At 67.5% G+C, this 12,153-nt stretch carries 15 protein-coding genes; 7 read left to right on the top strand and 8 right to left on the bottom strand.

What is annotated here, in order from left to right; translation table 11 throughout:
• Window positions 1-45 precede the first annotated feature (45 nt).
• Entirely contained in the window at window positions 46-1,332 is a 1,287-nt protein-coding gene (locus tag C8K36_RS03390; RefSeq protein ID WP_107983001.1) for an NADH:flavin oxidoreductase, read from the top strand.
• Window positions 1,333-1,412: 80 nt separating this feature from the next.
• On the opposite strand, the gene rsgA is transcribed toward C8K36_RS03390, so the two are convergent.
• Window positions 1,413-2,405 carry a ribosome small subunit-dependent GTPase A gene (gene rsgA, locus C8K36_RS03395; protein ID WP_107983730.1) on the bottom strand — a complete coding sequence of 331 codons (993 nt, stop codon included), beginning with the start codon at window positions 2,403-2,405 and terminating at the stop codon, window positions 1,413-1,415.
• Window positions 2,402-3,751 (bottom strand): 3-phosphoshikimate 1-carboxyvinyltransferase, encoded by a 1,350-nt coding sequence (gene aroA, locus C8K36_RS03400; protein WP_107983002.1) that lies wholly within the window; start codon window positions 3,749-3,751, stop codon window positions 2,402-2,404. The genes rsgA and aroA overlap by 4 nt, the downstream gene beginning before the upstream one ends.
• Before the next feature lie 127 nt (window positions 3,752-3,878).
• Here aroA and C8K36_RS03405 point away from each other — a divergent pair, with 127 nt between their 5' ends.
• Window positions 3,879-4,634 carry an SOS response-associated peptidase gene (locus C8K36_RS03405; RefSeq protein WP_107983003.1) on the top strand — a complete coding sequence of 252 codons (756 nt, stop codon included), beginning with the start codon at window positions 3,879-3,881 and terminating at the stop codon, window positions 4,632-4,634.
• On the opposite strand, the gene C8K36_RS03410 is transcribed toward C8K36_RS03405, so the two are convergent.
• Window positions 4,621-5,637 (bottom strand): LLM class flavin-dependent oxidoreductase, encoded by a 1,017-nt coding sequence (locus C8K36_RS03410; RefSeq protein WP_420910834.1) that lies wholly within the window; start codon window positions 5,635-5,637, stop codon window positions 4,621-4,623. The genes C8K36_RS03405 and C8K36_RS03410 overlap by 14 nt on opposite strands.
• A 111-nt stretch (window positions 5,638-5,748) precedes the next feature.
• A complete protein-coding gene (gene ybaK / locus C8K36_RS03415; RefSeq protein ID WP_107983005.1) occupies window positions 5,749-6,243 on the bottom strand; it encodes a Cys-tRNA(Pro) deacylase in 495 nt (164 codons plus the stop codon).
• Between the two features lie 251 nt (window positions 6,244-6,494).
• Here ybaK and C8K36_RS03420 point away from each other — a divergent pair, with 251 nt between their 5' ends.
• Entirely contained in the window at window positions 6,495-7,175 is a 681-nt protein-coding gene (locus tag C8K36_RS03420) for a sigma-70 family RNA polymerase sigma factor (RefSeq protein ID WP_420910835.1), read from the top strand.
• Window positions 7,172-7,471 carry a mycothiol system anti-sigma-R factor gene (gene rsrA, locus C8K36_RS03425; RefSeq protein WP_107983007.1) on the top strand — a complete coding sequence of 100 codons (300 nt, stop codon included), beginning with the start codon at window positions 7,172-7,174 and terminating at the stop codon, window positions 7,469-7,471. Before C8K36_RS03420 ends, rsrA begins: the two co-directional genes overlap by 4 nt.
• 73 nt (window positions 7,472-7,544) lie before the next feature.
• On the opposite strand, the gene C8K36_RS25370 is transcribed toward rsrA, so the two are convergent.
• Window positions 7,545-7,619, bottom strand: a complete 75-nt coding sequence (locus C8K36_RS25370) for a 50S ribosomal protein bL37 (protein ID WP_022597109.1) — start codon at window positions 7,617-7,619, stop codon at window positions 7,545-7,547.
• A 108-nt stretch (window positions 7,620-7,727) separates the two neighbouring features.
• Here C8K36_RS25370 and C8K36_RS03430 point away from each other — a divergent pair, with 108 nt between their 5' ends.
• Entirely contained in the window at window positions 7,728-7,943 is a 216-nt protein-coding gene (locus tag C8K36_RS03430; protein ID WP_107983008.1) for a biotin/lipoyl-binding carrier protein, read from the top strand.
• Window positions 7,944-7,971: 28 nt separating this feature from the next.
• Entirely contained in the window at window positions 7,972-9,492 is a 1,521-nt protein-coding gene (locus tag C8K36_RS03435) for a sensor histidine kinase (protein ID WP_107983009.1), read from the top strand.
• Window positions 9,493-9,601: 109 nt separating this feature from the next.
• On the opposite strand, the gene C8K36_RS03440 is transcribed toward C8K36_RS03435, so the two are convergent.
• Window positions 9,602-9,856 (bottom strand): WhiB family transcriptional regulator, encoded by a 255-nt coding sequence (locus C8K36_RS03440; RefSeq protein WP_005518766.1) that lies wholly within the window; start codon window positions 9,854-9,856, stop codon window positions 9,602-9,604.
• A gap of 326 nt (window positions 9,857-10,182) precedes the next feature.
• On the bottom strand, window positions 10,183-11,139 hold the full coding sequence (locus tag C8K36_RS03445; RefSeq protein WP_107983010.1) for a diacylglycerol/lipid kinase family protein: 957 nt from the start codon (window positions 11,137-11,139) through the stop codon (window positions 10,183-10,185).
• A gap of 46 nt (window positions 11,140-11,185) precedes the next feature.
• Between C8K36_RS03445 and C8K36_RS03450 the strand changes: the two genes are divergently transcribed.
• Window positions 11,186-11,602: a hypothetical protein gene (locus C8K36_RS03450; protein WP_107983011.1), complete on the top strand. Its 417-nt coding sequence runs from the start codon at window positions 11,186-11,188 to the stop codon at window positions 11,600-11,602.
• A gap of 10 nt (window positions 11,603-11,612) precedes the next feature.
• Here the strand turns inward: C8K36_RS03450 and C8K36_RS03455 are convergent, their stop codons facing one another.
• A complete protein-coding gene (locus C8K36_RS03455; RefSeq protein WP_107983731.1) occupies window positions 11,613-12,125 on the bottom strand; it encodes a GNAT family N-acetyltransferase in 513 nt (170 codons plus the stop codon).
• Window positions 12,126-12,153 lie beyond the last annotated feature (28 nt).

The following is a 12,153-nucleotide window of genomic DNA, read 5'->3' on the forward strand; positions in this document are numbered from 1 at the left end:
GCGAAATGTGGTGCCGGTCACGCTGGATCGAGAGAAGGGCGACGTATGACCATCGCAGGACTACCCACGGACGGGGTGTCGGTGACCCCGGACCCGTTCGCCCCGGCAACCCTGGGACCGGTTCGGCTCCGCAATCGCATCATCAAGGCCGCGACATCGGAGGGACGATCCCCCGAGGGGCTCGTCACCGACGACCTGATCGACTTTCATCTAGGTTTCGTGCGCGGGGGCGTGGGCATGACCACGGTCGCGTACTGCTGCGTTGCCCCCGAGGGAGCCAGTGCGCCCGGGCAGATCCTGATGAGTACCAAGGCACTGCCGGGCCTGCGACGGCTCACCGACGCGGTCCACCATGCAGGCGGCGCCATCGCCGCTCAACTCGGTCATGCCGGCGTGGTTGCGTCGAAGAAGATCACCGGCGTGACGGCGATGTCGCCGAGCCGGGTGATCAACCCGTCGTCACTCGAATACTGCCGGGAGATCACCGCATCCGAGATCCGCCGCGTGATCGACCAGTTCGGTGAGGCCGCGAAGATCGCGGTGGAGGCAGGCTTCGACGCGGTGGAACTGCACTTCGGACACCTCTACCTGCCGAGCTCCTTCCTGAGCCCACTCCTCAACCGCCGCAAGGACGAATACGGCGGCACCATCGACAACCGGTCCCGGCTGGTCCGGGAAATTGCGCAGCACGTCAGAGAGGTGGTCGGCGACCGGATCGCGGTGACCGCCAAGATCAGCATGGACGACGGGATCCGGGGAAGTATCTGGCTCGCCGAATCCCTGCGAACTGTGCAGTTGCTCGACCAGGACCGCAATCTCGACGCGATCGAACTGACCCAGGGATCGTCGTTCTTCAAGCAGATGTACCTCTTCCGCGGTGACGTACCGGTCGACGAGTTCGCGGCCGTGATGAAGGAGCCCTTCAAGACGGGAGTCCGGCTGTTCGGCAAGCGCGCGCTGGGTACCTACCCGTACGAGGACCTCTACATGCTCGAGTCGGCCCGCCAGTTCGTCCCGGTCGTGGCGGACACGCAACTGATTCTGTTGGGCGGCATCAACAACTACGACCACATCGCGACAGGGATGCGGGAGGGCTTCGGCTTCGTCGCGATGGGCCGCGCCCTGTTGCGTGAACCGGATCTGGCGAACCGGATCAAGGCCGACCACACTGTGTCCGGGCGCTGCAACCACAACAACAAGTGCATGTACACGGTGTACGGGCGCACCCACTGTGTGCTCGACCCGGACAGCCGTCACGGCGTCGCGGGGTCCGCCGACTCGACCTCGTTCACCGCGGACAGGTCGAGGAATCTGCCGATCACACCTGCGTGACCGCGCGCACCGCGTGAGACCGAGACGAAACGCCCGCCCGATTCCGGGGCGGGCGTTTCACCTCGTCGGCAGATGGCCGACTACGTCCAGGACTCGTTCGACATGAGCGCGACCAGCAGTCGTCGCACCGCCTCGACCCGGCCCGCGGAGTCGCCCTCGAGCTTGTCCAGAGCACATTCCGGATCGGCCGGCGGGCCCAGGTGGGTGCATCCGCGGGGGCAGTCCTCGGCGGCCGCAGCCAGGTCGGTGAAGGCGGCGACGACGTCCTCGGGCGAGATGTGCGCGAGCCCGAACGATCGGATGCCGGGCGTGTCGACCACCCAGCCGCCGCCGGGCAGCGCCAACGCCACCGACTGCGTCGACGTGTGGCGGCCCTTGCCGACACCGGACACGACACCTGTTGCGCGGTCCGCGTCGGGCACCAGGCGGTTGACCATCGTCGACTTGCCGACACCGGAGTGACCGATGAGTGCTGTCAGGCGTCCGGTGAGGATCTCGGTGACCGGTTCGATCGGATCATCGCGACCGGCGACGACGACGGGGATGTCGAGGTCGGCGAACGTCGCGGCGAATTCGTCGGGCATCGCCAGATCGCTCTTCGTCAGGCACAGAACGGGTTTCAGGCCGCCCACATAGGCCGCAACGAGGGCCCGCTCGACGAACCCGGTGCGCGGCGGCGGGTCGGCCAGCGCGACGACGATCAGCAACTGTTCCGCGTTGGCGACCACGATCCGCTCGAACGGATCGGTGTCGTCGGCGGTGCGGCGCAGCACCGTCTTCCGGTCCGCGACCCTCACGATCCGCGCGAGGGTGTCGGGTTTGCCGGACAGGTCACCGACGACGCTCACGTTGTCGCCCACCACGATCGGGGTGCGACCGAGTTCGCGGGCTCGCATGGTGACGACGGGACGGTCCGGGTCGCCGCCCAGCACGACGCCCCAGCGGCCCCGGTCCTTCGAGAAGACCATGCCCTCGGCTGCATCGGCGTGCTCGGGCCGGGTCTTCGTACGTGGACGCGTTCCCTTGCCCGGACGGATCCGGACGTCGGACTCGTCGTACTGCCGGCGGCTCAGGACAGAGCCTCCTGCTCGGCGGACCCTGACGCGGACCGTGCCTCGTCCAGCATTGCCGCCCACAGGTTCTCGAACCCGGGCAGCGTCTTGGCGGTGGTGCCGACGTCCTCGATGTCGACTCCGTCGACCACCAGTCCGAGGATGGCGCCCGCGGTTGCCATGCGGTGGTCGGCGTACGAGTGCCACTGTCCGCCGTGCAGCGGACGCGGTGTGATGCGCAGTCCGTCCTCGGTTTCGGTGACGTCACCGCCCAGCTTGTTGATCTCGGTGGCCAGGGCGGCCAGTCGGTCGGTCTCGTGGCCGCGCAGGTGCGCGATACCGCGCAGCACCGACGGGCCCTCGGCGAGCGCCGCGAGGGCGGCCACGGTGGGGGTGAGTTCGCCGATGTCGCGCAGGTCGATGTCGATGCCGCGCAATGTTTCAGGGCCGGCGACGGTGAGGATGCCCTCGTCCAGGCTCACGTCGGCGCCCATGTCGGTGAGGATGCCGCGGATCGCGTCACCGGGCTGCGTGGTGCGTGACGGCCACAGCGGCACCCGTACGGTACCGCCGGTCACCGCAGCCGCGGCGAGGAACGGAGTCGCGTTCGACAGGTCGGGCTCGATGACCCAGTCCACGGGATCGACCTTGCCCGGCAACACCTTCCATGTGTCGGCGTCGCCGCTCTCCCCGGGAGGGCGGACCGTGACACCGGCCTCGCGCAGCATCTCGACCGTCATGTCGATGTGCGGCATGGACGGCAGCGAACCACCGTCGTGGCGGACCGTGACACCCTCGTCGAAACGGGCGGCCGACAGCAGCAGGCCCGACACGAACTGCGACGAGCCCGACGCGTCGATCGTCACCGTGCCGCCGCGCAGTCCGCCACGCCCGTGGACGGTGAACGGCAGCGCATCGCCGTCGATGTCGGCGCCCAGCCCGCGCAGAGCCTCGAGGATCGTGCCCAGCGGGCGGGTGCGGGCCTGCTCGTCACCGTCGATCGCGACAGTGCCGTCGGCCAGCGCAGCCACCGGCGGCAGGAAGCGCATCACGGTGCCGGCGAGACCGCAGTCGACGGCGCCGCCGGTCATGGCGGCCGGGACGACCCGCAGCGTGGTGCCGGTCGGGGCGTGGGGCGTCGCGGTGATCGAGATGCCGAGCGCCCGCAGACCCTGCATCATCAGGTCGGTGTCGCGGCTGCGCAGAGCGCCCGTGATCGTCGACGGACCGGACGCGAGTGCCGCGAGGATGAGGGCCCGATTGGTGATCGACTTGGATCCGGGCAGCGTCACGGACGCATCCACGGGGGCTTCGGCTCGGGGCGCTCTCCACAGGCTCTCTCGACTCACCCGTCCATCTTCGCTCATGCGTGGTCGGGGTGTGGCAACCGTGCCAGCATGGGAGGGAACGGTCACACGCGAGGTTCTAAACGACGGGGCCCGAAACGACGGGGCCCGAGACGACGGGGCCCGAAACGACGAGGAGTGGGCACGCATGTGCGGCAGATATGCGACGACGGCCGACCCGGCGACGCTCGCGGTGGAACTCGACGCCGTGAACGAGACGGGGGAGTCGGGTCCCGACGCGGCGGACTACAACGTCGCGCCCACCACCCAGGTCCTCACCGTCGTCGCGCGGCACGACCGCGGCGACGACGACAGCGAAGTGCGGCGGCGGATCCGCCGCATGCGGTGGGGTCTGGTGCCGTCGTACGCGACCGAGCCGGGCAAGGGCGCGCCGCTGTTCAACGCGCGGTCCGAGACGGTCGCCACCAAGGCGGCGTTCAAGACGTCGCTGCGGTTCAAACGCTGCCTGGTCCCGATGGACGGCTGGTACGAGTGGCAGACCGAGCCGGCGCCGGACGGCAAGGTGGCGAAAGTGCCCTACTTCATGTCCCGCGGCGACGGGGAGCGGCTGTTCATGGCCGGGCTGTGGTCGGTGTGGCACGACCCGAAGGCGCCCGAGGATCCGCCGCTGCTGTCCACGACGATCCTCACGACCGACTCGGTCGACCAACTCGCGAACGTCCACGACCGGATGCCGCTGATCCTGCCGCCCGACCGCTGGGACGCGTGGCTCGACCCGGACAGCCTCGGCCACCCCGATCTGATCCGCCCGAGCCTCGAATCCGTCGAGGCCGTCGACATCCGGCGTGTGTCCTCCAAGGTCAACAGCGTCCGTAACAACGGCCCCGACCTGTTGACCCCGGACACCGAGGACCGGGCGGGCGAGCAGATCAGCCTGCTGTGAGCGCCTGCCGTGCCGCGAGGCCGGTCACGTCGGCGACCAGCTCGAGCGAGCGCATCCACGCGGTGCGGTCGGTGGCCGAGGACACCACCATCAGCTCGTCGGCGCCGGTCTCCTCGGCGAAGCGATCCAGGTAGTCGCGCACGACCGTCGGCGTGCCCACTGCGCTGTACTGCACCATCGCGAGCACCTGCCGTCCGGCGGGCGACTCCAGGATCATGTCGGCCTCCTCCGGTGTGAACGTGCGGCCCCGCCCGACGAAGAGCCCGACCCGCTTGCGTTTGGTGTCGAGAAACAGCCGCTGCGCCTCGTCGTCCGTGTCGGCGGCGATCACGTTGGCCGCCGCGATCACGTACGGCTCCGCGAGCTGCGCAGACGGCCGGAACTCGCGGCGGTAGATTGCGATCGCGTCGTGCAGCGCGGCCGGCGCGAAGTGCGACGCGAACGCGTAGGGCAGGCCCAGCGCGGCGGCCAACCGGGCGCCGAACAACGACGATCCGAGGATGTACAGCGGCACGTTCGTTCCCTGGCCGGGAGTCGCCTCGATCCCCGGCACGCGCGACGGTCCCGAGAGGTAGCCCTGCAGTTCGAGCACGTCCTGTGGGAACGACTCCGCCGAACTCGGGTCGCGGCGCAGCGCGCGCATGGTCTGCTGGTCGCTGCCCGGCGCGCGGCCCAGGCCGAGGTCGATGCGGCCGGGGTGCAATTCCGCCAGCGTGCCGAACTGCTCGGCGATCGTCAGTGGCGCGTGGTTGGGCAGCATGATGCCGCCCGAGCCGAGTCGGATCCGCTCGGTGTTGGCGGCGATGTGCGCGATCAGAACGCTCGTCGCCGACGACGCGATCGACGGCATGTTGTGGTGCTCGGCATACCAGATTCGCTGATAGCCCCACCGCTCTGCGTTCCGGGCCATCTCCACGCTGGCACGGAAGCTGTCGCCGGCGCTCTCGCCCGAGCCGATGTGCGCGAGATCGAGGATGGAGATGGGCAGGGAGAGGTCAGTCACGGCGGACACCGTCTTTCGTTCGTCGAAGATTCTTCTCAGTGGGCAACAGCGGCGCTCGCCCGGAGATTCCTGGGCGCACTCGCGGCGGCTCGGCCGGCAGTCACAGACTGCTCAGCCTGCAGTGATCTCCGCCACCACAGCTCCCGCCAGCCGCACCAGATCTTGTGGTGCCAGATCGATTTCGAGACCCCGGCGCCCCGCACTGCACAGCACCCGGTCCCAGGTGAGGGCGGAAGCGTCGACCACGGTCGGCAGTCGCTTGCGCTGCCCGAGCGGTGAGATCCCGCCCAGGACGTATCCCGTGGAGCGTTCCGCGTCGGACTGCTCGGCCATGACGGCCTTGTTCGCGCCCACCGCGGCAGCCGCCGCCTTGAGCGACAGCTTCGAGGGCACCGGCAGCACCGCGACGGCGAGCTTGCCCGTGTCCGTCTTGATCACGAGCGTCTTGAAGATCTGCGCCGGTTCCACTCCTACGTGACCGGCCAGCGAGTCGACCGCCTCGTCGCCGTACGACGCCGCGCGGGCGTCGTGGTCGTACGCGTGGATCCGGTGCGCCACCTTCTCCTTGTCGAGCAGCTTCGTTGCGGGAGTCGATGTTCCGGCCATGACGACTCACTCTAGAGCGGCACGTGCGGCGGGGTTCGACACCCGTCCGAGTACCTGCGGGAACAGACTCTCGCCGCGTGCTGTTGATATCTGCCGAGACGCTGAATCAGCAAAGGGAGTGGTTCGTGACGGTGTTGTGTGCGGAGCGGGCTCGCCCGGAGGCCCCGACAGAGTTGGTGACCGGGACGCGTCCCTCGATCGTGCCGGGGTTGGCGGTAGCCTTGACCCCTACGGCAAGCGAAGGGATCAGTGTGCTGGACGATCACGATCACGAGCCCGCGAACGAGTCGGCGGGTGAGGGGCCGGAGCCCCAGGACCAACTGATCGAGCGGTTCGAGCGTGATGCGCTGCCGCTGCTCGACCAGTTGTACGGTGCTGCGCTGCGGATGACGAGGAACCCGGCCGACGCCGAGGACCTGGTGCAGGAGACGTACGTCAAGGCGTACTCGGCGTTCCGTTCCTTCAAGAAGGGAACGAACCTCAAGGCCTGGCTCTATCGCATTCTCACCAACACCTACATCAACTCGTATCGGAAGAAGCAGCGTCAGCCCGCGCAGTACCCGACCGACGAGATCACCGACTGGCAGTTGGCGGCGACGGCCGAGCACACGTCGACCGGTCTGCGGTCGGCCGAGGTCGAGGCGCTCGACGCGCTCCCTGACGACGACATCAAGGCGGCACTGCAGGAACTCCCGGAGGAGTTCCGGATGGCGGTGTACTACGCCGACGTCGAAGGGTTCCCGTACAAGGAGATCGCGGAGATCATGGGCACTCCGATCGGCACCGTGATGTCGCGTCTGCATCGCGGACGCAAGCAGCTGCGGGGCTTGCTCGCGGACGTCGCCCGAGAACGTGGATTCAACCGCGGGGGCGCGGTCGACGCCGCCGAGCGCAGCAGTGACGTCGAGGCGGAGCAGGAGGTTACTCGGTGACCGGGGAGAACGAATTCGAGCAGTTGGACTGCTCGGCGGTGATCGCCGATGTGTGGCTGCTTCTCGACAGCGAATGTGACGAGCACTCGCGGGCACGGATCGAGCGGCATCTCGAGGACTGCGGGGCTTGTTTCGCGGCGTACGGCATCGAGGAGAAGATCAAGAGCCTGATCGGACGCAAGTGTGGTGGGGATCATGCTCCCGCGGGCCTTCGTGAGCGCCTGTCGATCGAGATCCGCCGGACGGTCACCGTCACCGAGACGGGACTGGTGGGAGAACTCGACGCGGAGCGCTAGCCGGCGCCTACACGACGATCAGGGGCCGGCAAGCTGTCGCTTGCCGGCCCCTGATTCTCGTCTGCAGCCTGAATCAGGCGTTGGGACGCTTGCCATGGTTGGCGGCGTTGCCCTTGCGGCTGCGCTTCTTACGACCACGCTTACCCATGAGTAGCTCCTTCTCTGTTCGAACTCGGGTTCGTCCTAGTGTTTCACGTGTGGTTGGCTGTGGTTCCATTGGCTGGTCCGCGACCGTCCACGAACAGTGAGGTGCCAGGTGGCAGAAGATGTGCGCGCCGAGATGGTTTCGACCGTCTACCAGGTCGTTGTCAGTGCAGGCGAAGATGTGACCGAGGGCGATACCCTGGTGATCCTCGAGTCCATGAAGATGGAGATCCCCGTTCTGGCCGAGGTGGCCGGCAAGGTGACGTCCGTCGATGTGAAGGTCGGCGACGTCATCCAGCAGGGTGATCTGATCGCCACCATCAGCTGATCCAGCGAAGCGATTCGGAGCCTGGCACATGTCGACGCTGAGCGACCTGCTCGCCGAGCACACCGACCTTCCCGGCAATGCGGTCGACCACTTGCAGCAGGTGGTGGGCGAATGGCAGCTACTCGCGGACCTGTCTTTCGCCGATGTCCTGCTGTGGGTGGCCACCGAGCGGCGTGACGATCAGTCCGCCGCGGTCGCGGGAGAACCCGTCACGGTCGTGTGTGTCGCGCAGTGCCGGCCCACCACGGCGTCCACCGCCTTCCCGGACGATGCCGTCGGTTCCGTGGTCTCGGAGTCGGAACATCCGCAGGTGCTCAGGGCCCTCGTCGAGGGCGAGATCGTCACCGAGGTCGACCACTCGTGGCGCGGGGGAGCGCCGCTGCGTCGCGAAGCAGTCCCGGTGCGCTGCGACGGCGAGGTCATCGCCGTCCTCAGCCGGGACACGAACCTCGCGCAGCAGCGCGCCCAGAGTCCCCTCGAGATCGCATACCTCGATTGCGCGGCCGATCTGTGCCAAATGATCAGTGAGGGAACGTTTCCCAACCCGGAGACCCGCTCGGACACCAATTCCAGTCCGCGCGCGGGCGACGGCTTCATTCGCCTCGATCCCGAGGGCCGCGTCGTGTACGCGAGCCCCAACGCGTTGTCCGCCTATCACCGCATGGGTCTCAACACCGATCTGACCGGCAAGGATCTGGCGTCCACGACGCGCTCGCTCATCACGGACCCGTTCGAGTCGCAGGAAGTTGCCGACTACATCAGCGGCACCGTCGCCGGTCGGCTGGGACACCGGATGGAGATCGAAGCTCGCGGCGCGATCGTGTTGCTGCGCGCCCTGGTGCTCAAGCCCCACGACACGGTGGTCGGCGCGGCCGTCGTGATCCGCGATGTCACCGAGGTCAAGCGTCGTGACCGCGCCCTGCTCAGCAAGGACGCGACGATCCGGGAGATCCACCACCGGGTCAAGAACAACCTGCAGACGGTGGCGGCGCTGCTGCGCCTGCAGGCCCGCCGTACCGGGAACGAGGAAGCACGGCTGGCGTTGAGTGAGTCCGTTCGGCGGGTCACGTCGATCGCGCTTGTGCACGAGACACTCTCGATGTCGGTGGACGAAGAGGTGGACCTCGACGAGGTCGTCGATCGACTGGTGCCGATCCTCGCCGACGTGGCCTCGGTCAACATGCCCATCAAGATCAAGCGCGAGGGCAGCCTCGGCGTCTTCTCCGCCGAGCGCGCGACGCCACTGGTGATGGTGTTGACGGAACTGGTGCAGAACGCGATCGAGCACGCCTTCGAACCGGGCGAGTCGGGGACGGTCTACCTGCGCGCGGATCGATCGGCGCGGTGGCTCGACGTCGTCATCCACGACGACGGCCGCGGGCTGCCACCCGCTTTCAGTCTCGAGAAGTCGGATCGGCTGGGTCTCCAGATCGTGCGGACACTCGTCGGCGCGGAATTGGGCGGCTCACTGGGTCTGCACCCGTCGCCCGGCGGCGGTACGGACGCCGTGCTCCGGGTGCCGCTCGGTCGACGGTCGCCGCGGGTCTGATCGCGGCAACCGAAAGGCCCCGGGCCGGACGTATGTTCGGGTCACGAAACACACGAAAACGACGGAAGGCCCGGCACCTCGTGGTGCCGGGCCTTCCGTGAAAGCCGTGTCAGACCGCGGTGCGCGCGCGGGTCCGAGCGTTGCGGCGCTTGAGAGCGCGACGCTCGTCCTCGCTCATACCGCCCCAGACGCCGGCGTCCTGACCGGACTCGAGGGCCCAGGACAGGCACTCGGCGGTGACGGGGCAGCGGTTGCACACAACCTTGGCATCAGCGATCTGCGCGAGAGCCGGGCCGCTGTTTCCCACCGGGAAGAACAGTTCGGGATCCTCGTCGCGACAGATTGCGGTGTGACGCCAGTCCATCTTTCCACTCCTTAACTGGGTGCAATGTGCACCGTAATGTATTCGCAAGTTCACGGGTGCTTACTTGGACGTTTCAGCACTGTTACTTGTGAATGCTTTCACGAACCGAGGGGAAGTCAATAGAAAACGACTGCACCGTGGGCAAGCTCACTTGGTTAGGCTCCCCTATGTGGTCCCTTGTCCTTTGTACACCCACCTGGGCTTTTATGCACGCCATCTGGACATTCGGTTGCGTCGGCATGGCCGATCGGCCGGTCGGGAGGTCCCGATCGAGCGTCCGAATCGGTGGAACGAGGGTCGAACTGGGCTTGTCGTCGACGGGTGTGTCAGTGCTGTGCAGGTGCGATGACCTCGAGTGCATCGGGTACGGCGACGAAAGTCACATCGGTTCGCAGGCCAATATAGTCGCCGTCCATTTGCAGGCCGATCGGCGAACTCGAACGGATGTGGATTTGCGGTACGTCGTCGAATCGAATCAATGAATGTGATTTAGGCGATAATCCGGCAGAAAGTAGTTGACGAACAACGCGGAGACTGGGAAAGACGCGCATCGTCCGCATCGCGAAGAGTCCGAGTCCGGTTTCGAAGCTGGTGCCCGGATTCGTGTGGACCTCACGCCTGTTCAGGTACGTCCACGGTGTCGAGTTCGAGACGAAGGCGTAGTGGACGCCGTCGATCGGAGCGTGATCGGGGACGTCCACCGTCAACGTAGGCTCCTCCCGCTTGGCGCGGAAGAAGCAACGGATGGCGTGCCGCACGTAACGCCCGGGCGTGACTAGCTGCCCGTTCTTACGGCCGTTGTCGACGGCCTCGCATACCTGGGCATCGAGACCCATTCCCGCGTTGAACGTGAACCAGCGGTTGTCACAATGGCCGAGGCCGATCGTCCGTCGTCGGCGCAGTGTGAGGAGGTCGATGAGCTGGTTGGTGGCGTCCACCGGGTCGGGCTCGATTCCGAGCGAGCGCGCGAACACATTGGCCGAACCGCCCGGGACGACCGCGATCAGCGGGATCGGCCCGATCGGCACCGACCGCATCGACCGCGGGTGGGGCTCACCGAGCAGGCCGTTGACGACCTCGTTCACCGTGCCGTCGCCGCCGTGGACGATGATCAGCGCGACACCGTCGGTGCGAGCCTGGGCGGCCAGTTCACCGGCATGTCCGCGGTGGGTGGTGTGCGCGACGGCGAGGCGGACGCGACTCGACAACGCGTGCGCGAGGAGGTCGCGGCCCGCGGGCGTGGTCGAGGTGGCGTTGGGGTTGACGATCAGCAGCGCACGCACGGGGCATCAGCCTAGCCGGGTCACCACGGTGTTCTAGGCTTGCTGCGTGTCGAACCAGCCTGCGCCCGCCTCCACTCCCAAAACGGTCCGTGGGGCCGGTGCGGTCGTCACCCTCGAGGGTGCGGCCGCCGTCGGTTTCGCGATCTTCCTGTTGGTGCGTGGTCTGCGCGGCGTCGACCAGAGCGTGACGAGCGGCTACGGCACCGCCGCCTGGTTCGCGATCCTCGGCGGCGCCGTGCTCGCGGCCGGTATCGCGCTCCTGCGCGGGCAACGCTGGGGGCGCACGATCGCGCTCATGGCGCAGCTGCTGCTGCTACCGGTCACCTGGTACGTGATCACCTCGCACCAAGTGCTCTGGGGCATTTTGCTCGGCATCGTGGTGATCGGCGCTCTGGTCATGCTGTTCGCGGGCAGCACGTCGCGCTGGATGGCCGAGGCCTACGCCGCACCCGACGGTGAATGAGCGGTAGGTACTACCCGGCTTGCCTGGGCAGTTCCGACAGTTCCGACAGTTCCGCCAGCGCGTCGCCGCTGAGCCGGTAGGTAGTCCACTCGTCCTGCGCGACCGCGCCGAGGGACTCGTAGAAGCCGATCGACGGGGTGTTCCAGTTGAGGACCGACCAGGCCAGCCGCGTGTATCCCTGGGCGACGCATTCCTCGGCGAGTGTCGCGAGCAGCGCCTTGCCGTAGCCGGCGCCGCGGTGCTCGGGGGTGACGTACAGGTCTTCGAGGTAGATCCCGTGCACGCCGTCCCACGTCGAGAAGTTCCGGAACCACAGTGCGGTGCCGACGATCACCGGCGCCGCGGAGTCGTCCGCCCGGACCTCCACGACGTGCGCGAACGCAGCAGGCGCCGGGCCGAACAGTGCCGTCTCGATCTGCGCCGGGACGACGGTGCACTCGTGCCGGGCCTTTTCGTATTCGGCGAGTTCGTAGATCAGCCCGGTGATCGCGTCCACGTCGGCTGGCGTCGCGCGGCGAATCACCGAAGTGGTGCGGTGGTCGGTTTGTTCG

The sequence above is a fragment of the Rhodococcus sp. OK519 genome, assembly GCF_003051005.1.
GTDB lineage: Bacteria > Actinomycetota > Actinomycetes > Mycobacteriales > Mycobacteriaceae > Prescottella.